At 36.1% G+C, this 25,910-nt stretch carries 25 protein-coding genes; 16 read left to right on the top strand and 9 right to left on the bottom strand.

The genetic code is table 11. From position 1 onward, the window contains the following. The first annotated feature begins 167 nt into the window (after window positions 1-167). Window positions 168-587, top strand: coding sequence for a nucleoside-diphosphate kinase (locus PQ459_15170; protein WDF46238.1), 420 nt, complete (start codon window positions 168-170; stop codon window positions 585-587). 159 nt (window positions 588-746) lie between these two features. Here PQ459_15170 and rpe read toward each other — a convergent pair whose 3' ends face one another. Further along, window positions 747-1,397, bottom strand: a complete 651-nt coding sequence (gene rpe, locus PQ459_15165) for a ribulose-phosphate 3-epimerase (GenBank protein WDF46237.1) — start codon at window positions 1,395-1,397, stop codon at window positions 747-749. Window positions 1,398-1,454: 57 nt separating this feature from the next. Between rpe and PQ459_15160 the strand changes: the two genes are divergently transcribed. Next, entirely contained in the window at window positions 1,455-1,625 is a 171-nt protein-coding gene (locus PQ459_15160) for a hypothetical protein (protein ID WDF46236.1), read from the top strand. Between the two features lie 93 nt (window positions 1,626-1,718). Here PQ459_15160 and PQ459_15155 read toward each other — a convergent pair whose 3' ends face one another. Beyond that, window positions 1,719-2,795: a M42 family metallopeptidase gene (locus PQ459_15155; protein WDF46235.1), complete on the bottom strand. Its 1,077-nt coding sequence runs from the start codon at window positions 2,793-2,795 to the stop codon at window positions 1,719-1,721. A gap of 57 nt (window positions 2,796-2,852) precedes the next feature. Here PQ459_15155 and PQ459_15150 point away from each other — a divergent pair, with 57 nt between their 5' ends. Further along, a complete protein-coding gene (locus PQ459_15150; GenBank protein WDF46234.1) occupies window positions 2,853-3,557 on the top strand; it encodes a DUF4294 domain-containing protein in 705 nt (234 codons plus the stop codon). Between the two features lie 89 nt (window positions 3,558-3,646). On the opposite strand, the gene PQ459_15145 is transcribed toward PQ459_15150, so the two are convergent. The 3 genes from PQ459_15145 to PQ459_15135 form a co-directional block, all read right to left on the bottom strand. After that, window positions 3,647-4,279, bottom strand: a complete 633-nt coding sequence (locus tag PQ459_15145) for an outer membrane lipoprotein carrier protein LolA (GenBank protein WDF46233.1) — start codon at window positions 4,277-4,279, stop codon at window positions 3,647-3,649. Window positions 4,280-4,423: 144 nt separating this feature from the next. After that, complete coding sequence (locus PQ459_15140) at window positions 4,424-7,009, bottom strand: M36 family metallopeptidase (GenBank protein WDF46232.1); 2,586 nt, start codon at window positions 7,007-7,009, stop codon at window positions 4,424-4,426. 138 nt (window positions 7,010-7,147) lie between these two features. Beyond that, complete coding sequence (locus tag PQ459_15135) at window positions 7,148-7,438, bottom strand: putative quinol monooxygenase (GenBank protein ID WDF46231.1); 291 nt, start codon at window positions 7,436-7,438, stop codon at window positions 7,148-7,150. A 122-nt stretch (window positions 7,439-7,560) separates the two neighbouring features. Here PQ459_15135 and PQ459_15130 point away from each other — a divergent pair, with 122 nt between their 5' ends. Further along, a complete protein-coding gene (locus tag PQ459_15130; protein WDF46230.1) occupies window positions 7,561-8,901 on the top strand; it encodes a dihydrolipoamide acetyltransferase family protein in 1,341 nt (446 codons plus the stop codon). Between the two features lie 74 nt (window positions 8,902-8,975). Here the strand turns inward: PQ459_15130 and PQ459_15125 are convergent, their stop codons facing one another. After that, window positions 8,976-9,551, bottom strand: a complete 576-nt coding sequence (locus tag PQ459_15125; GenBank protein ID WDF46229.1) for a hypothetical protein — start codon at window positions 9,549-9,551, stop codon at window positions 8,976-8,978. Between the two features lie 20 nt (window positions 9,552-9,571). After that, entirely contained in the window at window positions 9,572-10,684 is a 1,113-nt protein-coding gene (gene prfB / locus PQ459_15120) for a peptide chain release factor 2 (protein ID WDF46228.1), read from the bottom strand. 535 nt (window positions 10,685-11,219) lie between these two features. Here prfB and PQ459_15115 point away from each other — a divergent pair. Genes PQ459_15115 through PQ459_15105 form a run of 3 tightly spaced genes read left to right on the top strand, consistent with a single transcriptional unit; the run spans window position 11,220 to window position 13,539 of the window. After that, complete coding sequence (locus PQ459_15115; protein ID WDF46227.1) at window positions 11,220-11,777, top strand: sigma-70 family RNA polymerase sigma factor; 558 nt, start codon at window positions 11,220-11,222, stop codon at window positions 11,775-11,777. Beyond that, the gene (locus tag PQ459_15110; protein ID WDF46226.1) at window positions 11,758-12,447 is read left to right on the top strand and encodes a hypothetical protein; all 690 of its coding nucleotides are present in this window, start codon (window positions 11,758-11,760) and stop codon (window positions 12,445-12,447) included. Before PQ459_15115 ends, PQ459_15110 begins: the two co-directional genes overlap by 20 nt. Window positions 12,448-12,453: 6 nt before the next feature. Then, the gene (locus PQ459_15105; protein WDF46225.1) at window positions 12,454-13,539 is read left to right on the top strand and encodes a hypothetical protein; all 1,086 of its coding nucleotides are present in this window, start codon (window positions 12,454-12,456) and stop codon (window positions 13,537-13,539) included. Window positions 13,540-13,610: 71 nt separating this feature from the next. Here PQ459_15105 and PQ459_15100 read toward each other — a convergent pair whose 3' ends face one another. Continuing rightward, window positions 13,611-13,865 carry a CPCC family cysteine-rich protein gene (locus PQ459_15100; GenBank protein ID WDF46224.1) on the bottom strand — a complete coding sequence of 85 codons (255 nt, stop codon included), beginning with the start codon at window positions 13,863-13,865 and terminating at the stop codon, window positions 13,611-13,613. Between the two features lie 143 nt (window positions 13,866-14,008). Here PQ459_15100 and PQ459_15095 point away from each other — a divergent pair, with 143 nt between their 5' ends. From PQ459_15095 to PQ459_15060, 8 genes are all read left to right on the top strand, one after another. Next, entirely contained in the window at window positions 14,009-14,434 is a 426-nt protein-coding gene (locus tag PQ459_15095) for a hypothetical protein (protein ID WDF46223.1), read from the top strand. Window positions 14,435-14,548: 114 nt separating this feature from the next. Next, on the top strand, window positions 14,549-15,730 hold the full coding sequence (locus PQ459_15090) for an acetyl-CoA C-acyltransferase (GenBank protein ID WDF46222.1): 1,182 nt from the start codon (window positions 14,549-14,551) through the stop codon (window positions 15,728-15,730). Between the two features lie 137 nt (window positions 15,731-15,867). Then, window positions 15,868-17,349 carry an MFS transporter gene (locus PQ459_15085; protein ID WDF46221.1) on the top strand — a complete coding sequence of 494 codons (1,482 nt, stop codon included), beginning with the start codon at window positions 15,868-15,870 and terminating at the stop codon, window positions 17,347-17,349. Window positions 17,350-17,357: 8 nt separating this feature from the next. Next, complete coding sequence (locus PQ459_15080) at window positions 17,358-18,170, top strand: alpha/beta hydrolase-fold protein (GenBank protein WDF46220.1); 813 nt, start codon at window positions 17,358-17,360, stop codon at window positions 18,168-18,170. 95 nt (window positions 18,171-18,265) lie between these two features. Then, window positions 18,266-19,192, top strand: coding sequence for a mevalonate kinase (locus PQ459_15075; GenBank protein WDF46219.1), 927 nt, complete (start codon window positions 18,266-18,268; stop codon window positions 19,190-19,192). A 164-nt stretch (window positions 19,193-19,356) separates the two neighbouring features. Next, entirely contained in the window at window positions 19,357-20,280 is a 924-nt protein-coding gene (locus PQ459_15070) for a UbiA family prenyltransferase (GenBank protein WDF46218.1), read from the top strand. Between the two features lie 15 nt (window positions 20,281-20,295). After that, window positions 20,296-20,784, top strand: a complete 489-nt coding sequence (locus PQ459_15065; protein ID WDF46217.1) for a GNAT family N-acetyltransferase — start codon at window positions 20,296-20,298, stop codon at window positions 20,782-20,784. A 32-nt stretch (window positions 20,785-20,816) separates the two neighbouring features. Next, on the top strand, window positions 20,817-21,653 hold the full coding sequence (locus tag PQ459_15060; GenBank protein ID WDF46216.1) for a GLPGLI family protein: 837 nt from the start codon (window positions 20,817-20,819) through the stop codon (window positions 21,651-21,653). 102 nt (window positions 21,654-21,755) lie between these two features. Here the strand turns inward: PQ459_15060 and PQ459_15055 are convergent, their stop codons facing one another. Further along, window positions 21,756-22,550, bottom strand: coding sequence for a S1/P1 nuclease (locus tag PQ459_15055; GenBank protein WDF46215.1), 795 nt, complete (start codon window positions 22,548-22,550; stop codon window positions 21,756-21,758). 516 nt (window positions 22,551-23,066) lie between these two features. On the opposite strand from PQ459_15055, the gene uvrA reads away from it, so the two are divergent. Continuing rightward, window positions 23,067-25,895, top strand: coding sequence for an excinuclease ABC subunit UvrA (gene uvrA, locus PQ459_15050; GenBank protein WDF46214.1), 2,829 nt, complete (start codon window positions 23,067-23,069; stop codon window positions 25,893-25,895). Window positions 25,896-25,910: the final 15 nt, after the last annotated feature.

The raw sequence follows: 25,910 nt of genomic DNA, 5'->3' as shown, positions 1-25,910 counted from the left end.
GGGTAAAAACTAATAACCATGAAAACTCAAATTAAACATGAGAATCGAATATTAAGTAGCAAACTGTGTGCCAAAAAATATCTTTTCCCAGAAAAGAATTTCCGTTGACAAATGTAACAAAAAATTATTGTAAATTTGCACTTCTTTAAAACAAAAATTAAAAAATAATGTCAGGAAAAATCACATTTACCATGATCAAGCCAGATGCTGTTGCAGACGGACACATTGGTGCGATCCTTGGAAAAATCAGTGAAGCTGGTTTTAAAATCAAAGCTTTGAAATTGACGCAACTTACTGTTGCTGATGCTAAGAAATTCTACGAAGTACATTCTGAAAGACCTTTCTACGGAGAATTGGTTGACTTTATGTCTTCTGGTCCAATCGTGGCGGCGGTTTTGGAAAAAGATAATGCGGTAGAGGATTTCAGAACTACAATTGGAGCTACAAATCCTGCTGAAGCGGCTGAAGGAACTATCAGAAAGCTTTTCGCAAGAAGCATCGGAGAAAATGCAGTTCACGGTTCTGACTCAGACGAGAATGCTTTGATCGAAGCGCAATTCCATTTTTCTGGAAGAGAGATTTTCTAATTTCTTTTAAGATTTAAAATATAAAATAGGCTATCAACACTGATAGCCTATTTTTTTGTAGTATCTCCATAGCCCCGATAGAAGCGGCATCCTTTTTTGCTGGGGAAAAGCCTTGGCAAAAAAGATATAGCGGATAGCGGGATTAAGCTCCAAATCAATTTACAACTTCAACAATTCGATAGTTCTCTCTGGATCTGCGGAAGAGAAAACTGCATTTCCGGCTACCAGAACGTCTGCGCCAGCATCAAATAATTTTGAAGCATTATCCAGATTTACGCCGCCATCTACTTCAATCAATGCTGTGGAGTTGTTGCTCAAAATCAAATCTTTGGTTTCGCTGATTTTTTTGTAAGTGTTCTCAATGAATTTCTGACCGCCAAATCCTGGATTGACACTCATCAGCAAAACCAGATCGACGTCTGCAATGATATCTTCCAACATCAAAACGGGAGTCGCAGGATTCAGTACAACACCGGCTTTTGCGCCTTTGCTTTGGATTAAATTAATAGTTCTGTGAAGGTGAACGCAAGCTTCGTAATGCACAGAAACCAAATCGGCTCCAAGTTCTATAAATTCTTCAACATATTTTTCAGGTTCCACGATCATCAAATGAACATCCACGAATTTCTTTGCGTGCTGTTGAACAGTTTTCATCACGGGAAATCCGAAAGAAATGTTTGGAACAAATCGGCCGTCCATCACATCCACGTGAAACCAGTCTGCTTGGGAATTGTTGAGCATCTCGATGTCTCTCTGTAGATTTCCAAAATCTGCGGAAAGAAGGGAAGGTGCAATTAGTTTTGTTTTCATTTTTACTTTACTTTTTATTTCTAAAATGGATTGACAACTATGAAATAATAAAGGAAAATGCATCCAAATATTATTACTTCTATGATTGTTAATTTTATATTGTTTATCAATCTAACGACTAATCTGTCGATTACAAATAATCCTAATGGAACGATGCTGAAAATCCACAGCATTTCAATAATCATATTATCTGCAGAACCAACCTTTGGCGGAACTAACAGTTTATAAACACTCATTAAAATTAAAAATATAAAAAATAATGCAGTTGCAGTGGATATAAAAGTTGGCTTACGAGTCAGATGATATAACAAACCTTGCATCTTAATGATACTTGAGCTTCATATCTGGTTTAATCTCCAACAAAGTTTCATAAATCAATTTAATAACATTGCTTACATCTTCTTTAGAAACCATTTCAACTGTAGTATGCATGTATCGCAAAGGCAAAGAGATCAATGCACTTGGAACGCCACCGTTTGAGTGTGCAAATGCGTCTGTATCTGTTCCGGTTGCTCTGCTTGCCGCTGCCCTTTGAAAAGGGATTTCTTTTTCTTTTGCTGTGTCAATAATCAATTCGCGGATGGTATGATGTACACTTGGCGCGAAGAAAACAACTGGTCCGTCGCCACATTTTTGGTCACCTTCTTTTTTCTTTTCAATCATTGGCGTTGTGGTGTCGTGGGTCACGTCTGTCACAATGGCAATGTTTGGTTTGATGGTGTCGGCAATCATATCTGCGCCATAAAGTCCAACTTCTTCCTGCACGGAGTTGGTGATGTAAAGGCCGAAAGGTAATTTCTTTTTGTTTTCTTTCAACAATCTTGCAACTTCAGCAATCATAAAGCCGCCAATTCTGTTGTCCAAAGCTCGGCAAACGAAATATCTATCATTCAGTTCAAAAAACTCGTCTGGATAAGTGATCATACAACCAACGAAAACTCCCAATTCCTCAACTTCTTTTTTGGATGTTGCGCCACAATCAATAAAAATGTTTTCAATCTTTGGCGTTGGTTCGTTTTGATTGGCGCTTCTGGTGTGAATTGCCGGCCATCCGAAAACGCCTTTCACAATGCCTTTTTCTCCGTGGATATTCACCACTTTGGACGGCGCGATGGTCTGGTCGGATCCGCCATTTCTGATGACGTAGATTAATCCATCATCTGTAATGTAATTCACGTACCAAGAAATTTCATCGGCGTGAGCCTCTATTACGACTTTGAAATCTGCTTCAGGATTGATGATTCCGTAAGCTGTTCCGTAATGATCGACTTCAATTTTGTCAACATAAGGTTTGATGTAGTCCATCCAAACTTTTTGTCCATTGTGTTCGTAACCTGTTGGCGAAGCGGTGTTTAAATATTGTTCCAGGAATTTAATTGATTTCTTTTCGAATTTCATATCTATTGGGAATGATTTTTGATATTAATATTTGTTAATTTAGATGATGTAAAAGTAATGATTTTCCGTAAACTGATCCCGATCCTTTTCTTATTTACAGGCTTATTTTGTTATTCACAGCAGGATACTTTGCAGGTAAAATCTTTTGATGATATTCCGAAAAGCAATTTACAAAAAGACGAATTTGGTAATGAATATTTTTATGACGAAGCTCAAAAAGCTAAAATTTATAAAATAAACGGTGAACAGGTGATTGTGATGGATGAACTGACTCTAAGAGCAAATCCTCATTTCAATAACCAATTAGACCGGAATTTTTATTTTTTCCTTAATAAAAAACTAAACCGCGTATATCCATTATTTTTAGATGCTTTAGAACAGTATCGTGATATTCAAAAAGAAAGTGCCAATATGAAAGGTGCAGACAGAAGTCGCTATATGAAACAAAGACAGACTGATCTGGCTGCTAGCTACGAAAAACAATTGAGGCAACTGACAACAACTGAAGGTCAGGTTTTTGCTAAATTAATGTACCGTGCAACAGGAAAAACGGTTTATGAAATCATCAAAGAATTGCGTGGCGGATGGAGTGCGTTCTGGTGGAATGTGAAAGGAAATATTGCAGATGTAAGTTTGAAAACGCCCTATGATCCGCATAAGTACAGAGATGATTTATTCATAGAATCATTGTTGCAATCTAATTGGAATCTTGGTTATCTTCAGCCTTATCCGGGTGCAAGTGATTTTAAGGTCCAAAAATAATTTGAAGTTTTTAGTTAATTATATAGTTAGTTTAAATGAAAAATGCATTACAGATTTTGTAATGCATTTTTTATTTTCGGTTTTTACTGTTATAATTCAGTGATCAGATAGTTCTGATATTTTGATTTGTCAAATGTAAAAGTCGATGGAGAGAGTGTTTGGTTCTCTTTGTAATTACTAATCGTAATTACAGCCAAATCATTGCTGGTAGAAAGCTGTTCTAGTTTGATAAGCTTTTTCTGAGGCGTATTTACATACAGAGTAACACTTTTCAATCCATTAGATTTTACAGGTGTCATTTTAATAACATCTACCGGAATTCCACTAATTGTTTTTTTACCGGAGTGTGTCACATTGTAATCCTTTTTGTAGGAATCCAAATAGCTCAAAGGCGAAAATGCCACTTGGTTATCATTTGGTTTTGCGATTGTAATTTCTTTATCTTCCTCACTGATGCTGTAGACTTTGTTTCCATCAAAAATCTGCTCAGTACCCATTATTTTTAATTTGTATCTGTTGTTATCAGAGTAGAAGATACCTGTTTGACTGGAAGCTCCAGATGTATATAAAAATTTGAAATAAGAATTCTTTTTACTCTTATAGCTCTTGGTGATGTCATTAAGAATAGTCTTTGATTTTGTGTCGATAGTTTGACCAAAAATCATCAGATTAATTCCCAATAAAGCGATAGCAGAAAAAGATTTTGTAATATAATTTTTCATTTAATTTTTGCAATTTTAATTATGCAAAGTTAAGTTTTCAAGATTGATGCCAATTATTATCAATAATAAAGTTTGTTAAAACCTAAAAATAAAAAACCTTTCCAAAAGAGTTGGAAAGGTTTCAAAAGTAAGTATGAGTATTGATTATTCTACGATCAACTTTTCTGCGCTAGATTTACCATTTTCTGTAATCACCACAAGATAAGTGCCTCTCACAAGACCCTTTGTAGAAATAGATTCTGAACTATTTTTCTTTCTGTCAAGCGATTTTACAAGTTTACCATTCAGGTCTAGAATTTCGATCTTTACAGTCGCATTTCCGACAGTAGGAGTGGTTTTGATGAAGAATTCTCCTCTTGCAGGATTAGGATAGATTCCGAATGCTTTATTTTTAACGATATCATCTGTTGCAAGAACACAAGCTTCAGGAACATCGAAGTTCTCAACTTGGTCTGTAATAGCGGTAGTACCTGCAGATGCATTTATTCCTAAACCTCTTTTCGCAAAAACATTCCAGATAAGACAGTTGTCTACTCCACCAGCTAATTGATCTGCTTGTAAAATTGCATCTCTACCAGAAACGAAATTAGGATTACAAGGTTGTAGTTTTAGACCATCCATTACCAGTTGTAGGGCTTTAGCACTTCCCGAATTAGGATCTGCAGTGATGTCATAGTTGTAACCATACTTTTCTGCCATTTTCCAATGAAGATCCCAAAGCATTGTTGCCCAGATTTGCCCAACTGCGTGAGGCTGTCCACCTGTGCTATTTGTATAAGCATATGTGAATGGATTTGCAATCATGTTTGTTGTGTATCTGTAAGTTCTGATTCCTAAACCAGTTGTAGCAGTATTCGTAGAGTAGGTAGCAATTCCTCTTCCTGTTGTGGAAGTGTAGCTAGGTGTGTTTGTAAGCATCAATGCAAAAAAGTCAGACCATCCTTCACCCATTTGCTCTAAGTTGGTCAAACAGTTGTAGCCTTGACCAGTTAATCTGTTAGAGATGCCGTGCCCGTATTCGTGAATCATAACGCCATTGTCAAAACTTGAATTTTTGTATCCGACAGCAAGATCCTTTAGATTAACATTTACAGTTCTGCCAGCAGTAAGTTCTGAATTAATGAAGTCGCCCTCATCTCTAGGAATCATAATTGTCGAAATGCTGACATTCGTTACATTGCTTACCGAAATATCTGTGACAGTGTTAGATGTTGTTCTGTGTACAATCATTCCGATTGCACCAGCATCCTGTACAGTTTTTGCTTTGATGTTGTACGCGCAACCCGTGGTATTGACCATTGCAATTTTACCTGTCAGACTTCCAGCTGTCAATGCTGTACATCCTGTGATATCAGAAGGGATAGCAATATCTCCAGTAATACCAGTTTCCATCAACTGTCTTCCAAAATTAGTTACACCTGTATTTACTGCAGGTCTGGATGCAAGGGCTGGATCTGTATAGAATAATCTTTTCTTTTGAGGAACGCTGTAGTTCCATAGATACATTTGCATTCTTGGTGCTTGCGTAGAGTATGATCCATTACTGTTCAAAATCTCGTAGCCAGATGCAAAATTAGCATTATTGTATCCGCTTCCGTCAAATGCCTCAGCTCGTACAGCATCGTTACCTGCGCCTCCTTTTCCAAAATTATTGGATTGGAAGTTTCTTGTAGATTCTGTAAATCCAAATTTATACATGATATCGTGTATCATATTGTTTGCATAAAACAAATTGGTAACAGCTGATGCCCTGTTGTCGTAAGCACTAAGAGCCGCACCTTCAGCAAAAGGAAAGTCGAATGTTAAACTTCCTGTTGTAGTACTCACTGGGGAAAATCCAGCAGTATTTGTAGCGCTATTGTCTACATAGGCAAGTACATTATTACCGTATGTATTAGTATAATTTACAGTTCCGTTAGAATGCCATCCTTCTGGGGAAGCTGTAAGATCCCAAGGATTTGTAACGGTACTTTTAGCGCCGAACGTTGGGGCTTCTATTGGGAATGGAAACACGCTGTAAGAAGCATCTGTAGCAGCCTTTGATGTGTTCTTTGGAGATGTATGATTGTTGAAGTGTGCTACCAAATGATTTGAAACATCAGAAGACGATTCTCCGGAAAAATGATCTGACTCAAAAGAACATTCGTCAATCATCTTGTTATTCTCTAGGATTTCACCAGTAGTAAGACTTACCAGAGTGCCAAAAAACTTATTTTCTTTACTTTGGTTGATGAAGAATAACTGAGCGGGAATCAAAGTGTTATTCTTTTCAAAATAAAATCTGATACTTGCTACTTTATTATCCGGAAGATTTATAAGGTCTCCATCTTTTTCATCCATCAGCTGGAATCCACTATCTTTAATATCTAAAAATCTTAAAGCGGTTGACAAGGCCTCCGATTTGTCTATCTTGTCAGCAATTACAGTGTTATTTATTTTCTGGAAATTATTATTAAAAGAAATAACATTTCCTTCTCTTATAATGGCTTTTGCCAGTGATTTATAAATTGGTGTATTACCATAATATTGCTGGACATTTACGACGTTCGATTTCAAACTTGTAGAATTATCCTCATTTATGATTTTAAATTCTACATTCTCATTATTACGAAAACTGACATCGCTTTTTATAAAATTTTTAATGATTTTTTCAGTTGACTGCGCATTGAGATTGGCAAACAAAAAGAATACGCCAATACCAGCGCATTTAGATAGTTGATTTATTTTCATATTACAATTAAATTTATTTAAAAAAAAATGATTAACAAAAATATTGAAAATTTTCCTTTTTAGTGATTTAAATATAAACAATTTTCAAATATTTGATCTTTTGGTAAAACTTTAACTAAAAATTTATTAATAACGCAATTAGAAAAGTTTGTTTCCGACATACACGATATTTGGCTGTTCCAATAATTTTGCAATACCATCCCGAAATTTCATCATATGGTCGGAAACCTGATGATTATGTAGATCTTCGCCGCTTTCCCAATTTTCATGGATGAAAAAAACACCTTTGTTCCTGTGATCTTCGAAAAGATCATATTGAACGCAGCCTTTTTCTTTGCGGGTTTCTATTACTAATTTTTTTAGTAATTCGATAGCATCCATCATCGAGTTTTCTTTGATATGGATGACAGCACTTAAATAAATATTCATTGTTAAGCTTGTAAATTTTGAAGATCAAATTTATGAAAAAATCAAAGGCATAAATTATAGAAAATAGAATTATATAATTAATAAAAAAAAATGTATTTTTGGGGAAATTCAAAAAAGAAACAATGGCAGAATACAAACTATTGCTCCCAAGCATGGGCGAAGGCGTAATGGAAGCAACAATTATCAGCTGGATGTTCAATGAAGGTGACTTTGTAAAAGAAGATGACTCTGTAGTTGAAATTGCGACAGACAAAGTAGATTCCGACGTTCCGACACCAGTTTCGGGGAAGATCGTCAAGATTCTGAAACAGAAAGATGATGTTGCGAAGATTGGTGAGGCCATTGCGATTTTGGAAACAGATGCGGATTCTTCTTCACCCGAAGTTCCTGAATCAAAAACTTATGAAGAAGTTAAAGATCAGATTCCTCAGCCAGATCCGGAAGTGATCAATACTTTGGAACAGCCATTAACGAATGTTTTTGAAAATTCATCAAATCAAAATTCAGACTTATATCTATCGCCATTAGTTAAAAATATTGTTCAGCAGGAAAATATTACGGAATCTGAACTTAAAAATATCAAAGGAAGTGGACTAGAAGGTAGAATCACAAAAGAAGATATTCTTGATTTTGTTAAAAATAGAGGAACTAATGCTGAGGCTAAATCAGCTCCTGCTCAGCAAGCTATCTCTCAACCTACTCAGACTTCAGCACAGGCTCCGAAGGTTTCCATTGCTCCAATTCAAGTTGGAGAAGGCGATGAGATCATCCAAATGGATCGTGTGCGCAAGATCATTGCAGAAGCGATGGTGAATAGCAAGCACACTTCGCCACACGTGACTTCTTTCATAGAATCCGACGTGACGAATGTCGTGACCTGGAGAGCGAAGAACAAAGATTCCTATCAGAAAAGAGAAGGTGAGAAACTGACTTTTATGCCGATTTTCATTAGAGCGGTCGTGAAAGCGATTCAGGATTTTCCGATGATTAACGTTTCTGTGGATGGTGATAAGATTATTAAGAAGAAAAATATAAATATTGGAATGGCAACAGCGCTTCCGGACGGAAATCTGATTGTTCCAGTAATCAAAAATGCTGACCAATTAAGTTTGTCCGGATTGGCAAAAGCAATTAACGATTTGGCTTACAGAGCAAGAAATAAAAAACTGACGCCAGCTGATACGCAAGGCGCAACTTACACGATTTCGAACGTTGGAACTTTCGGAAACCTGATGGGAACACCGATTATTCCTCAGCCTCAGGTTGCAATTTTGGCAGTTGGAGCGATTGTGAAGAAGCCAGCAGTTATTGAGACTGAGTTTGGAGATGTAATTGCCATCCGTCAGAAGATGTTTATGTCACATTCTTACGACCATAGAGTAGTGGACGGCAGTCTGGGCGGAATGTTCCTGAAACACGTCAACGATTATCTTGAAAATTGGGACCTCAATACAGAAATATAAAATCAAAGCCTCAGAATTTTCTGAGGCTTTTTTTATGTTTTTAATTATTATTATTATTATTATTATTATTATTATTATTCTCTTGCACCATCTAAAAAATAAATTGGTGTATCGTAATCTGTGGTTGTATATCTATTTCCAGTATTAAATATTATTTTAGCACCAAGAGTATAGTTGTAAATATTTTCACCTTGATATTCTAGATTTGATTTAGTAAAGGCAATTAATTTTTGTTCATCAAAATCATCATCAAAATCTTTTTTTGCTTCTATTATTAGTAGATTAAATTTATTACAACCTCTTTTATGAACAATAATGTCAGGGTAAAAATTTACAGACAGTTTATTAACTTCATTTGTTATGTCATAATTTTGTGGACTGATATTATCCTTAATCTGTTGTAGAATTTTTTCTATTTTTTCTTTGACTTTTGCAGAAATCCATTTCTTTCTCTTATTTTGAGAGTCAATATCAATATTGTATTCACAATCTACATCATAATTTGGAAACTCTATTTGTAAATATTCTGCAAGTTTGTGAGTCAAGCTTCTTTCATTTGCAGAATTTTCTAACAAATATTTTTCTTGAGTATAAAGAGTTTTTAACGATTTTTCTAGTTTAACTTTAATTTCCTCAATAGAATCTTCCATAAAATTTAAATAATAAGAATTTACAACTCATCCATTTCCCCGCTTCCAGCTTGCCCTTCATTCATTAGATAAGCTTTCAGGAAAGGCGTGATATTTCCGTTCATCACACTGTCTACATCGGAAGTTTCGTGTCCGGAGCGGACATCTTTCACCAATTTATAAGGTTGCATTACATAATTCCGGATTTGAGAACCCCATTCGATTTTCATTTTTCCGGCTTCGATTTCGTTTCTGGCTTTCAGGCGTTCATCAAGTTCGATTTGATAAAGTCGGGATTTCAGGAGTTGCATTGCCTTTTCCTTATTTTGAAGCTGAGAACGCGATTCTGAGTTTTCAATAATAATTCCAGTTGGTGCGTGAAGAAGACGAACGGCGGTTTCCACCTTGTTTACGTTTTGTCCACCAGCGCCTGAACTTCGCATCGTTTCAAAACTGATGTCGGCTGGGTTGATATTAATCTCAATCGTATCGTCCACCAAAGGATAAACATAAACGGAAACGAAACTCGTATGACGTTTGGCATTACTATCAAAAGGCGAAATTCTCACCAATCTGTGAACACCATTTTCACCTTTCAAATATCCGAAAGCAAACTCGCCGTCGATTTCTATCGTTACAGTTTTGATTCCTGCAACATCGCCTTCTTGGAAGTTGAGTTCGCGGAGTTTGTAGCCCTGCTTGTCGGCCCACATTGTGTACATCCGCATCAGCATACTTGCCCAGTCGCAAGATTCTGTTCCGCCAGCTCCGGCTGTGATTTGAAGAACGGCTGAAAGTTCGTCCCCTTCGTTGGAAAGCATATTTTTGAATTCCAAATTTTCGACTTTTTCAACTAATTTTGGGAAAGACTCATCCAGTTCTTTTTCAGAATCTGGGTCCTCTTTTGCAAATTCTAATAGAACCTGAAGGTCTTCAAATTCTGTTTTGATATCGTCATAACCCTCTACCCATTTTTTCTTGGAACGGAGTTGTTTCAGAAACACTTCAGCTTCTTTGGAGTTGTTCCAGAATTCTGGTGCTGCGGTTTTCTCGTCGTCGTTGGAAATTTCGATTTTTTTCTTCTCGATTTGGAGGAACTTGTGCAGGTCTTCTATTCTGGATTGGATATCTTTTATTTGGTCTGTGTTTACCACGTTTGTTTTAATTTTTGCAAAAATAAGAAGAAATTGATGAATGTTGGGAAATAATGATAGACTTACAAATTAAACACAAAGGCACAGAGGCTATTTTTGCTACTTTATGTTTTAAGGCACTACGTTCTAACTTCGTTAAATGGAAATAATTTAAAAATTTGATTTTTGTAGAAAATTTCAATTGAAGACGAATCCCGCAATAGGGATAGTAGTGGAAATCTTTTTTTGTGGCTGGAAGTCCCTCTCTTTTGGAGAGGGATTTAGGGTGAGGAAAAAAAGATTGCAACGGATAGCCCGACCCGAGCGGTGGCATTTGGAAGGGCGAGGGAATTGCCCAAATTGATACTTTTTTCTCGCAGATTTGACTGATTGAGCTGATTTTTTTGATGATAATCTGCAAAATTTGCTAAATCTGCGATATTTTATTTTGAATTTATTTATTTGATAGTCAGTTGTTTGTAAATTAATTTCAAATTGTTTTCAAAACCGAGGCAACCATTTTGGTATTTTGCCGTCTTATAGTCAGAAAGAGAAAATGAATCGAGATTTACAACATATCTTTTCCAAAGCAAAGAAAAATGACCGACTGGCTCAGAAGAGTTTGTTCGAGATGTTTTCGGGGAAAATGTTGTCGGTGGCGAGTTCTTACATCAATAATCGGGATGATGCGGAAGATGTGTTGATGAATGCTTTCTACAAAGCGTTTACGAAGCTTGAAGATTGTAAAAACTATGAATCGTTTCCGTTTTGGCTGAGGAAAATTGTGGTGAATGACGCGATTAGTTTTATCAGGACAAACAAACATATTCTGTATGCAGAAACTGAATTTACGGATTCGATTGCGGAACAGACGGAAGATGTGGATGCGATTTCTCAGGATATCGATTTGGAGGTAATTTTTAGGGAAATGCCGATTGGTTATAAATTGGTTTTTAATCTTTCGGTCTTTGAAGAAAAGAAACATCAGGAAATCGCAGAAATCCTGAATATCACAGAAGGAACTAGCAAAAGTCAGCTGAACAAAGCGAAAAAATGGCTAACGGATTATTTTAATCAACAAAATACGAAACAAAATGCAGAATCTGAAATCTAAATACGAACAAAAGGAAATGCGCGTTTCCGACGGTCTTTGGGATAGATTGGAAGAAAAGCTTGACCAAGTGCCTGCGAAAGAAGAGAAGCCGAAAATATTTTGGTTAAGATATGCGGCTGTGATTCTACTTATGATTGGTTTGGGTGGAAGTTTTTTGATGATTAATAATAAATCTGATATTAAGGATAGTAAGGAATTTGCTAATCATACTGAAAATTCAAATCCAATTGTACCATCAGAAAATAATGAAGTTGAGACATTAAATCCAATCAAAATTAATTCTGAAACTGATGATCAAAGATTGGCAGTTGAAAATGTAAAACCTTCGACTCCGCTCAGAATGACAGAGGAAATTAAAAAGGAAAATCAAACTGTAAATCAAGTTTCTGAAAAGGAAGTCATACTTAAAAAAGAAGAAATTTCTATTCCTCAGCCGGAAGAAAAACTGGCTCAGAATGAAATTCAAAAACCTAAAGAACGACCAAAATATGTTTCCTCCTCCGATTTACTTTTCGGCGTGGAAATTGACAAAGCGAAAACCGAAACACCGAAATCGGCGATGGGAATCAATGTTTCAAAACCTAGAGTTGATTCGGATTTTCCCAATCCAAAACGCATCAAACTCTTCGGAATTACGCTCTACGACAAAGATTCTATAACAACTAAATAAACTATTATGAAATTCAAAATTTTACTTTTGGCAATGCTTTCAAGCTTTGCTACAGCCCAAAATACGCTCGATAATCAGATGAAATCCTACACGGAAAAAGTCAATTCCATCGTATCGATAGAAAAAGCAAATATGAAATCTGAAACGGACAAAATCGATGAAGCTTTCTCTTCCGGAAAAATCACAAAAGCGGAACAGATTGCTCAGAAAGAAGCGGTTTCTAAAAAGTACGAAACGCTCATCAATGAAAAAATTGAAAACGAAAGAAATCATTTGGATGAAATTACGAAAGAAACTGTCAAAGAATCCATCTACGAAAAACCTTTCAACGGGAAAACTGCTTCACAAGCCGAATTGTCTCTTGGAGGAAATGGATTATCTCTTTCGATAAAAAAGAAAGATAAATCGCCAAAGGAATATATAAATCAAAGCTCATTAAGTGTTAGTTACGCTTTCGCAAATCTGACCAAAGACAAAGGCAGTTTCAATCCGTTTGAAAGTGATTCCGAAATGAGAATCGGGAATTCTCACAGCATTGAAGTGCAGTTCAGAAAAGACCGTCAGTTGGGAAGTTTCACGAGCCCGTGGGTTTTGAGATACGGTTTGGCTTACAGAACAGACACTTATATGCCGAAACGTCCGCAGGTTTTTGTTCAGGAAAATTCACAATTGTTTCTTGAAGATTTCGAAGAAGGTAGATTGAAACGTTCAAAACTTAGAAATGTCTACCTGACTTTACCAATTGAATTTCAATTGTATCTGAATCCAAAATACACAGAATATGATGGCAAACAATATCTGGACGTGAGAAAGAAAATGTGGAAGGTTGGAGTAGGTGCTTATGCGGGAATCAACACAAGAAGCATCGTGAAAGTGAAATATTACAACGAAAACGACAACTTCAAAAAGTATGATTACACTTTGGACGACGGCGTGAATGCTTTTCTTTTCGGAGGAAAATTCAGTCTGGGTTATGGCGGTGTAACTTTATTTATTAAGAAAGATTTTACACCAATCTTCAATGACAAAACCATCTTACCAAACAAAAACGGAATCCAAATCGGAATCGAGATTGCGAACATTGATTTTTAAAACATAACATTTTCATAGAACACTTTTTTATTATTTTCGAAAGCACACTTTTAGGAGTGTGCTTTTTGAGTTTATAATTTTCGAACGTCAAACTTATCAGGCTTTCTGACATTTTTAATCATACTTTTTTCGCAAGCTCCAAATTCTTCAAAATTTTTTCTTGCTTGAATTAATGAAACATTATTCGGACTACAATTTTCTTCTGGATTTTTTGTTTGATATTCATCATCTTCCCAAAAACATATTTTACAAATTTCGTAAGTGCCATTTGGAAATTCGCTTAAAGTATTGTAGCCACAACAGTGACAAAAATATTTATCTGTCATTAACTTTAGTTCTTTAAAATTGGTTATTATTTCTAAGAGTAAAATTAAAAATAATTAATTTGATATTATTAAAACAAAATTTCATCTCAGCATCACTTTTGCAAGTCTAAAATTTTATTTACATTGGCAAAGAGGATTTAAGAATGAAAAATTTACAGTTAATCGGATTATTTTTGGTTGTAGCAGGGAGTTTTCTGCCCTTGGTCCATATCCTAATTGTTGGAAACTGGAACTATTGGAAAGTGGATAATACACTCGCCATCGTACTTTGGGGATTTTCTTTATTGACGCTGGTTTTCATCCTGATTGGTAAAAATAAATTGGTGAGAATAATGTCATTTTTAATGATATCGCTTTTTGTTTTTACAATTGTCGCTATTAAGTTGAAATCTTTAGATTATTTCAGCTTTTTACCCTTCAAGTCTTGGCAATCCACATTCGCAGGAATCGTGAAATTATCTTGGGGATGGTTCATCGAGTTTCTGGGCGCAGTGGTTATTTTAATTGCATCAAGAAAAAGTATCATTAAACCACAAAGTCACAAAGATTTGCACAATGAGCACAATTGATTTTTGAAATTTGACAAAGTCAAACCTTGTGACCTTAAAACATTTAGTAGTTAAAAAAAAACTTTGTGCACCTGTGTTAAAAATTAATTAAAATCAAAAAAAATTAAAAATATTATGAAAGAAGTATTCATTGTATCAGCGGTCAGAACACCAATGGGAAGTTTTATGGGAAGTCTTTCGACGGTTCCTGCAACACAATTGGGAACTGTGGCTGTAAAAGGAGCTTTAGACAAAATCAAACTGGACCCGAGTTTGGTTGAGGAAATCTATATGGGAAATGTTTTGCAGGCTGGCGAAGGTCAGGCTCCGGCAAGACAAGTAGCTTTGGGCGCAGGTTTATCCAATCACACACCTTCTACTACCATTAATAAAGTTTGTGCTTCGGGAATGAAAGCCGTAACAATGGCAACTCAGGCGATAAAAGCTGGCGACGTCGATATCATCGTAGCTGGCGGAATGGAAAATATGTCGATGGTTCCTCATTATATTGATGGAAGAAATGGTGTGAAACTCGGCGAAATCAAAATGCAGGACGGCCTTTTGAAAGACGGTTTGACCGACGTCTACAACAAGCAGCATATGGGAGTTTGTGCAGAACTGTGCGCGAAAGAAAACGACATCACGAGAGAAGAACAAGATGCTTTTGCAATCCAATCTTACAAAAGAGCTGCATCGGCTTGGGAAGCTGGAAAATTTGCAGATGAAGTTGTTCCTGTTTCGATTCCTCAAAGAAAAGGTGACCCGATTATATTCTCGGAAGATGAAGAATATAAAGCGGTTAAGTTTGATAAAATCCCAACATTAGGCACAGTTTTTCAAAAAGAAAACGGAACAGTAACCGCAGCTAACGCTTCAACTTTGAATGACGGCGCATCTGCTTTAATTCTAATGTCAAAAGAGAAAATGGAGGAATTGGGATTGAAACCTCTGGCGAAAATTATTTCATACGCTGATGCAGCTGTAGAACCGGAAAGATTCACAATGGCACCTTCGAAAGCTTTGCCAATTGCACTAAAGAAAGCAAACTTGACAAAAGAAGACATCGATTTCTTTGAATTAAATGAAGCATTTTCAGTAGTTGGATTGGCGAATACCAAAGTTTTAGGATTGGACGCTTCAAAAGTGAATGTGAATGGTGGCGCAGTTTCTATCGGTCATCCGCTTGGAAGTTCTGGTTCAAGAATCATTGTCACTTTGATTAATGTTTTGAAACAAAACAACGGAAAATATGGTGCGGCCGCAATTTGCAACGGTGGCGGTGGCGCAACGGCTATAGTTATCGAAAACCTGCAATAGTTATTAATTAAAATAAAATTTAAACCCTTTCAGATTTCAAGTTTGAAAGGGTTTTTGTTATTAAATTTTTGATACAAACGCATTTTTTCGTGAACTTGTAATTCCTTTTTTTACTTTTGTCTAAATAATTATTTCCAATGTCCGAAATAGAAAAAACAATTCCAGAAAACTCAATCAAAAATAATCCGAAAATTATGCGCGCTTGGGCGTTGTATGATTGGGCAAACTCGGTTTATTCCTTGGTCATCACGTCCACAATTTTCCCAATTTATTACGCAATCCTTACCACGGCGTATGAAAAGAAAGAATATGTTGCAGAAACCAAACAATGGATTGATGTTGCGGTGCCTCATATGATTACCATTTTTGGGAAGCAGTACCATCCAGACACGGTTTATGGCTATTCTCTAACGCTTTCCTTTTTGATTGTCGTTTTGCTTTCCCCGATTTTATCGTCGTTAGCAGACACGATTGGGAACAAGAAATCTTTCCTTCAGTTTTTCTGCTATCTGGGCGCGACATCTTGTATGGGATTGGCGATGTTTACGGGAATGGGAACTGTTTGGCTGGGCTTGTTGTTCAGCGTTACGGCGAGTGTTGGTTTCTGGGGAAGTTTGGTTTTCTACAATTCCTTTTTGCCGGATATTGCAACGCCGGACAAGCAGGATTCTCTTTCTGCAAAAGGTTACGTTTATGGTTATTTGGGTTCGGTGATTTTGGTGATTATCTGTTTGGTTTTGATTCAGGTTTTTGCGGAAACGCCTAAGCAAGCAGCTATTTACACGCGTGTAAGTTTCCTTTTGACTGGTGCTTGGTGGTTTGGCTTTTCTCAATATACCTTCAAACATTTACCGCAATTTGGTCAGGTTAAGGAGCAATTGCCGAAAGATTTGGTTTTGCTTAATTATAAAAATATTTTTAAAAGTCATAGAGAACAAGGTGGTTTCTTCGAAGTTTTGAAAGATAATTTCGGGTTTTATTTTGATGTTTTCAAACAAAGTTTCCGTGAATTGTTCAAAGTTGGCGGTCATCTTTTTGCCGATAAAAATCTGAAATTCTTCCTTTCCAGTTTCTTTTTCTACAGTGTTGGGATGCAGACGATTTTCCTAATGGCAACATTATTTGGAAAGCGTGAAATCAATATGGCGCAGGATAAATTGATAATGACACTTTTATTAATTCAAATCGAAGCGATTATCGGAGCTTTGTTTTTCTCTTGGTTATCGAAGAAAATAGGGAACAAGAATGTCATTAGTATCACCGTAGCATTGTGGATTGGCGCTTGTCTTTCAGCCTATTATTTGAACAAAGAAAATCCGAATGTAGAATATCAATTCTACGGAATCGCTGCTGTGATTGGTTTGGTGATGGGCGGTTTGCAGGCGATGTCTCGGTCAACCTATTCCAAGTTGTTGCCACAGGATTCTATGGACAACACGACGTTTTTCAGTTTTTATGATGTCTTGGAAAAAATCGCGATTATTTTAGGAACTTTCATCTTTGCAACGTTGATAGAATATTACAACAATATGCGTTATGCCGCTTTATCGATGACGATTTTCTTCGCGATTGGATTGATATTGATTCGTTTTATGAAAGTGAAAAATAATACCAAATAATTGTCATTTTGAGAATTTTAGGTTTCCTGTTCTTATTACTGTTTACAGCTTTCAACGCTCAAACTTCGGTTTCAGAAGATTTGATTATTGGGAAAAAAATAACTTTGGATTCTAAGATTCTTAATGAAAAAAGAACACTCAATATCTATCTTCCACAGACTTATGACAAGGCGAAAAGTTATCCTGTCATTTACATTCTGGACGGAAGTATGAATGAAGATTTCCTTCATCTGGTGGGACTTCAGCAGTTTTTTAATCTGCAGTTCAAAATGCCGGATTTCATCATTGTTGGTATTGCAAACGTTGATAGAAAAAGGGATTTCACGTTCCATACAGATTTGAAAGATTTGCGGAATGATTATCCTACGACAGGACATTCCGACAAGTTTATTGAATTTGTTGAAAAAGAATTGCAATCTTTCATCAATAAAAATTATAAGACAGATAAGACAAAATATATCATTGGTCAATCTCTCGGCGGACTTTTGGCAACTGAGATTTTATTGAATAAACCAGAACTTTTCACCCACTATTTCATCACCAGTCCAAGTCTTTGGTGGGATGATGAAAGTCTTTTGAATAAGGCTAATTCATTACTTTCCTCACAAAAAGATGAAGAAAGATTTGTCTATGTGTCTGTCGGGAAAAATGAACATAAAACAATGGTAAAAGATGCGGATTCACTTTTTCAAATTCTCAAAAATTCAGGAAAAAAGAAACTGAAATTAGAATATAACCTAATGCAGGACGATAATCACGCAACCATTTTGCACAAAAGCGTTTACGAAGGATTTTTGAAATTGTATCCATCATCAGATTAATTTTGAATAATTAATAAAAATTTAAAATCGCGGTTCATTTTTTGATAATAGTCGAATAGTTTATTTTTTGTAAATTTGCAACATCAAAACACACTATGACAAACCCTTTATTTTACGCTAAAATTCTTCTCTTCGGTGAGTATGGCATTATTGAGGATTCTCAAGGGCTCACTTTACCGTACAGTTTTTATAAAGGAACACTCAAATTTTCCGATTTGGACAACGATTTTGAAAAGAAATCCAACCAATCTTTGGATAAATATTCCAATTATCTTTTGGATTTGGAATTGCCTGAGGAATTTAAACTCAACGTACAATCTTTCAAAGCAGACATCGCAAAAGGTTTGTTCTTCGATTCCAATATTCCGCAAGGTTATGGAGTAGGGAGTTCGGGCGCTTTGGTGGCCGCGATTTTCGAAAAATATTCTTTCACAAAAAGAGAACCTGATACGATTTCCAAAAACGAACTGAAGGATTTGAAAATGATTTTCGGTCAGTTGGAAAGTTATTTCCACGGAAAAAGTTCAGGAATCGACCCGTTGATTTGCTTTATGAATCTTCCGATTCTGATTGAAAGCAAAGACAGCGTTGACAAAGTTTCCATTCCAGCAGAAGAATTGGGCAAAGGCGCAATTTTCCTGATTGATTCTGGAACGATTGGCGAAACTGGGCCAATGATTCAAATCTTCTTCGAAAAGTTGAAAAACGAAGGTTTCCGCAAGACTTTGAAAGAAGAATTCATCCGTTACAACAACGCTTGCATCGACGCTTTCCTTAGAAAAGATATGAATCCGTTTTTCAAGAACCTGAAGAAATTATCCGTTTGGGCTTACGAACATTTCCGCCCGATGATTCCGGAAAATCTTTTCAACATCTGGAAAAAAGGAATCGATTCCAATGCCTATTACCTCAAACTTTGTGGTAGTGGAGGCGGAGGTTATATTCTTGGCTTCTCCAAAGATTATGAAAAGGCGGAGAAAATGCTGGAAGGTTTTCACAAAGAAGTGATTTATAGATTCTAGTTTCAACCACAAAAGTCACAAAAGGATAGCTTGAAGATTTTACTTAAAAGTCTACAAAGTTTCACCTTTTTGCTCTTTTGAATTTTACTTTTTTAATTTTAATTCTCAATTGTATCAAAATCTTTTGTGACTTTTGTGGTTAAAAGATTTATCAAAAATAAAAAATGACCAACGAAACGAAACCAACTTCCCGAAATGCCCTGTACCGTGTTTCTCAGTTGATGGGTTTTCTTTTGGGCGCTCGTTTTTTTGTTGCAGTTTTGCTCACATTCGCAATTTACGTTTCCACGTTTTTCCTGTTCAATCGTGAAGAAAGTTTCAGAAATTTCGTTTTCGATTATAAGGTTCACTTTATCATCATTTGTTCCGTTCTCAGCATATTAGCAGGCGGAATTATCAATCGATTTTATGATAAGGAAAAAGACCAATTGGTCAAACCTTTCCGTTCCAGATTACAGAATTTCCTCAAGGAAAAATATTTTCTGACGGCGTATGTCATTCTCAACGCATTGTCGCTTGGATTGGCGTTTTTCGTATCGCATCGTGTTTTTATTTTCTTCTTGATTTATCAGTTTTTGATGTGGTTTTACAGCCATAAACTCAGCAAAATTATTGTCCTTAATAATTTTACGTTCGTAGCGTTGACGCTTTATCCATTCTTCGGAATGTTGATTTATTATCAGACGTTTTCACTAAAGATTTTGTTTCTGGCAATCTTTCTTTTTCTAATGCTTTTCATCATCGACGTTACAAAAGATACTTTGACAAGAAATGCAGATAAAATGTTTGGTTACGAAACGATTGCGAATCGATTGGGATTTCAAAACACGAGGTCTATTTTATTAATTTTATTAATTATCACCTTGATTGTTTCATTGATTTTAAGCGTTGGAATTGGCTTCAAAAATATTATTGCTTGGTATTTTCTACTGACAATCGTTGTGATTCTGGGAACAGTTTATATGTTGTTCAGAAATCAAAAAAACGATAAATTCAAATCTTTAAATCTTCTCAGACTTTGGATTTTCTTTGGAATTCTCGCAATGCTTTTGGATGGAATATATCACAAATATCCTTGGTTAATTTAAAATATTTTCAAAAAAATGTCAGTAATCATTAGAGAAAACAAAGCTGAAGACAACGCCATTCTTGCCAAAATTATCAGAACAGCCTTCCACGATTTTGAAGTAAGTTGCACCGATGGAACAGTTTATTCCGACCCGACGACAGATGATTTATATTCACTCTTTCAAACTGAGAAATCAGCTTTGTTTGTAGCGGAGGAAGATGGTTTGATTTTAGGCTGTTGCGGAATTTTCCCCACTGACAATTTGCCTGATGACACAACAGAACTCGCTAAATTTTATCTTTCAAAAGAAGCGAGAGGAAAAGGAATTGGAAAATTATTACTCGAAAAATGTCTTGAAAAAGCTGAAGAATTAGGTTATAAAAAAGTTTATCTCGAAAGTATTCCAGAATTTAGCAAAGCAGTTTCTATCTATGAAAAACAAGGCTTTCAATATTTGGAAAGACCTTTGGGGAATTCAGGGCATTCTGGTTGTAATCTTTGGATGCTTAAAAAATTAGACTAAATTTTCTTATCTTTATTTGAAAAGATTTTCGAATGAAGTTAAAACTGCTTTTTATTTTCCTCACCATTTCTTTCAATTTAAAGTCTCAAAACCAAAGATTCCTGTACGAATACAAATCTGTTTCGGATTCTCTCAATCGTGACAAAATTGAATCAGAATTAATGGCTTTGGATGTCTCCGACAAATTTTCAAAATTCTACAGCTACGATAATTTTAAATACGATTCAATCTCAAAATCGAATGTTGATAAAGGGATTTCTGATTCAAATTTAAAAATTAAGAAAAGTAAAAACTCGTACTTTATCATCAAAAATTATCCTGATTTTTCTGTTTTAATGATTTCAAGAATTGCTCAGGTAAAATACAATGTCAAAGATGATAGAGTTATCAATTGGAAAATTTCACCTGAAAATGATGTATTAGGAAATTTTAAAATCCAAAAAGCAGAAACCGAATTTGCTGGTAGAAAATGGACAGCTTGGTTCACGACGGAAATTCCAATTCAGGAAGGTCCATACAAATTCAGAGGTTTGCCGGGCCTTATTTTAAAGATTCACGATTCTACTAATTCTCATACTTTTACACTGGCTGGAATTCAGAAATTAAAAAGTATCAATGCAAAAGATGATAATTTTGTTTTCGATTTCGGAACCAATCAAAATGTGTCTCAGGAAAAGTATAAACAGATTTTAAAAGAATTCAGAGATGACCCGAATAAGTCGATTCGACAAACTTTGAGTGAAATGGACGAGGTCAATGATAATGGTAAAATGGTCAACAAAAATGACTATCTCCGCGAAAGAGAAAAACGGTTGAAGGAAGAAATAAAAAAGTCCAATAACCTGTTGGAATTGGACTTGTTAAAATAATTTTTATTTAATAATTTTTTCTTGTTGATTTAGTAATTCTGCAGATTTATACTAATCTGCAAAATCCAAAAAATCTGCGAGAATTTATTTATCTCTTATTTTTTACCCGAAAACATCATTCAGCACTTTCGCCAAACGTAATCCGCCGTACAACAATTGTCTTTCAACAGTAGATTCGAAACGGTAATTGTAATCGTAGCTCAATTTGGAATCTTTCGGCGTATGAAAATAGATGGAGTTTGCAATTTTCTGACTGTCATACAGCCAATCCTGCAAAGTTCCGCCTTGAATATTTTTCACGTCATCTTTAGATTTGATGTCCAAAAGGTTTGCAAATTCTGTGTAAGAATATTTTCTGTCCTCTACCATTTTCGAATCCCAAAGTGAATGTAAATTCGTGTTTTGTCCAAAATAAGTCACATTGATTTTATTTCCTCCCAAATCTTCGAAACGCCCAACGTGAAGTGGCTGATGTAGGTCGCCCACCAGATGGACCAAGAAAATCAGAGCATTTCTTTTATCAGATTCCGATGTATTTTTATCTTTGATTTTCGTTGCAAGGCTTTTAATTTGTGTATAAAGATTCGGACTTTTCTGAGCCTCCAAAGAATCTTTGAATTGCTGAAAATTCTTCTGTGCATTGATGTTCACATAGTGCCAAGACGACGTTTCTTTCCAAACGCCAGTCGTATCAGACTTGATGAAATCCGGCCAGTTGGCGTAATAGGCCAATTTCTGATTTTCCAGAAGTTTCTTGATTTTTCTGTCGGCTTTCGAACTCAAATGATGTTGCGCAATCTCTGCAATCACGCGATGTCCAGTCAATCCCCAAGCGAAGCAGTAGAAAGATGAGAATATTAAAACAGCAAATGTGAATTTTGATAAAATACTTTTCATCTGTAAATATTTATTTTTTGTTAATGGTCAGATGTTACACCCAGATATATTTCCTTTTTGAAGAAATTTTAGTTATAGGTGTTTCATTTTTTAATTTATTTCAAGTCGCAAAGATAGGTCTATCAAAAATTTATTTAAGTCCAAAACTCTGTTAAATATTATTAAACTTGGATTCTGGCGCTGATTAAGTTACTACGCAAACGCACAAATTACAATGTCAAAATGGCTATAAAATGAAAATCTTTGATTTTCCCGTGCCTTAAACTTTTTTCAACGGATTTTTCTTGTGTCTTTGTGTTAAATACTAAGCTCAAAGTTTTTCACCAAAGATTTTTCAAACCTTACTAATTTAACAAAACTTGGTACTCTGCAATGATTCATAAACAAGTTAATTTCCGTAAATTTGCGTTTTCCCAGAATTGGACTTTTCAATGAAATCGCTGTCATTAAAAGTGAAGAAAACAATAAAAATTAGCGATTCCATTTGACCTTTAAAAAAGAAATGAATATCTATAAATGAAAGATAATCAGGAATTTATCGAAATATACGGCGCTAGAGAACACAACCTCAAAAACATCACCGTCAAAATCCCACGCAACGAATTGGTGGTCATCACAGGACTTTCCGGAAGCGGAAAATCTTCCCTCGCATTTGATACGATTTTTGCGGAAGGGCAAAGGCGATACATTGAGACGTTTTCTGCGTATGCAAGACAGTTTCTTGGCGGATTGGAACGTCCGGATGTTGATAAAATTGAAGGACTTTCTCCAGTTATCGCCATCGAACAAAAAACGACTAACAAAAATCCACGTTCGACCGTTGGAACGATTACCGAACTTTATGATTATCTGAGACTTTTGTTCGCAAGGGTTTCCGATGCTTATTCAATGAGTTCTGGGAAACGTTTGGTGAGTTACACGGAAGACCAGATTCTTGAGACCATCAAAGAAAACTTCAAGGGAAAAAAAGTCTATCTGATGGCGCCTGTTGTGCGTTCCAGAAAAGGACATTACCACGAATTGTTCATTCATCTTTCCAAAAAAGGTTATTCGCAAGCCAGAATCGACGGTGTTTTGCAAGACATCGAATATGATTTGAAACTCGACCGTTACAAAACCCACGATGTGGAAGTGGTGGTTGACAGATGGATTATCGGAGAATCGGCGACGGAACTGAGGATGCAGAAATCCCTGAAAACCGCTTCCGATATGGGCGAGGGATTGATTGCGATTCAGGAAATGGGAAGTGAGGAAATTCATTTTTTCAGTAAGAATTTGATGGACGATATCACGGGAGATTCAATGGCTTTGCCGGAACCGAATACGTTCTCATTCAATTCGCCGAAAGGAAGTTGCGAAACGTGTAAAGGTCTTGGAACAGTTAAAAAAGTGAACACCGACTATTTCGTCGAAAATGATAAATTGTCAATCAATCAAGGTGCGCTTTTGCCACTCGAGCAAATCAAATCCAACAAATGGATTCTCTCTCAGATTAAATTAATTCTGGAAGTTTTCGATTTGAGTTTGACAACGCCGTTCAAAGATATTCCGAAAGAAGCTTTGGAATATATTTACTACGGTCATAATAAAGATATTACAAAAGAACTGAAACACGCCGGAATCTCGAAAAAGATTAAAATCAACTTCGAAGGTTTGGTTCATATTCTTGAAGAAATCGTGGACGAACGTGAAAATTATGACGCTGTTTTGGTGGAAAGAAATTTTACCACGGAAGAAGTTTGCCCGACTTGTAAAGGCGCGCGTCTTCGTCAGGAAAGTTTGAGTTTCAAGATTGATGGAAAAAATATTGCAGAAATCAACGGCCTTTCTTTGTTAGATTTGAAGGAATGGCTGGCTGATGTAAAAGATACTTTCAGCGAAAAAAATAAAATTATCGCGTACGAAATCCTTAGAGAAATCGAAACCAGATTGCAATTCCTTCTGGATGTCGGTTTGGATTATCTGAGTCTCAGCAGAAGCTCGAAAACCCTTTCCGGAGGCGAATCTCAGCGAATCCGTTTGGCGACACAAATTGGTTCTCAACTCGTAAACGTGCTTTATATTTTGGATGAACCTTCAATTGGTCTTCACCAGCGAGATAATGAAAGATTGATAAATTCCCTGAAACATCTTCGTGACATCGGAAATTCGGTTTTGGTGGTGGAGCACGATAAAGATATGATTTTGGAAGCCGACCACGTTTTGGATATTGGTCCGAGAGCGGGAAAATTCGGCGGTGAAATCCTTTGGCAAGGTCATCCGAAAGACATCAAAAAAGCGAAGACAATCACGGCGGATTATTTAACAGGAAAAAGAAAAATTGAAATTCCTGCAGAACGAAGAGCTGGAAACGGAAAATCAATTGTTCTGAAAGGCGCAACTGGAAACAACCTTAAAAATGTCAATCTCGAAATTCCATTAGGAAAATTGGTTGTCGTTTCAGGGATTTCCGGAAGTGGAAAATCGTCTTTGATTAATGGAACGCTTTATCCAATTCTGAACCGCCATTTTTACAGAGCGATTCAGGAACCTTTGCCTTACAAAAGCATCGAAGGCATCGATAATATCGACAAAATCGTAGATGTTGACCAAAGTCCAATTGGAAGAACACCACGTTCAAATCCAGCGACTTACACTGGAATGTTCACCGATATTCGTAATCTTTTTGCGGAATTACCTGAAAGTAAAATCCGAGGTTACAAAGCTGGACGTTTTTCGTTCAACGTAAAAGGCGGACGGTGCGAAACTTGCCAGGGAGGCGGTTTGAAAGTCATTGAAATGAATTTCTTACCAGACGTTTACGTTCATTGCGAAACTTGCCACGGAAAACGTTTCAACCGCGAAACTCTGGAAGTTCGTTACAAAGGAAAATCGATTTCTGATGTTTTGGAAATGACAATCAATGAAGCGGTAGAATTCTTTCAGCCGATTCCGAAAATCTATATCAGAGTGAAAACTTTGCAGGATGTTGGTTTGGGTTACATCACGATTGGACAGCAATCCACGACTTTGAGTGGAGGAGAAGCTCAACGTGTAAAACTGGCGACGGAACTTTCAAAAAGACAAACCGGAAATACACTTTATATTCTTGATGAACCTACAACCGGACTTCATTTCGAAGATGTAAAAGTCTTGATGGAAGCCATCAATCAATTGGTAGAATTAGGAAATTCCTTCATCATCATCGAACATAATATGGACGTTATCAAACTCGCTGACCACATTATCGATGTCGGCCCGGAAGGTGGAAAACACGGCGGACAAATCATTGCGGAAGGAACGCCTGAGCAGATTATCAAATCCAAGAAAAGTTTGACAGCGAAGTTTTTGAAAAAGGAAATGTAAAAATAAATATCAATA

Origin of the sequence: Chryseobacterium sp. KACC 21268 (assembly GCA_028736075.1) — a bacterium.
Classification (GTDB): Bacteria; Bacteroidota; Bacteroidia; order Flavobacteriales; family Weeksellaceae; genus Epilithonimonas.
The sequence above is the reverse complement of the archived record's forward strand: the minus strand, read 5'-3'. Positions and strand labels throughout refer to the sequence as shown.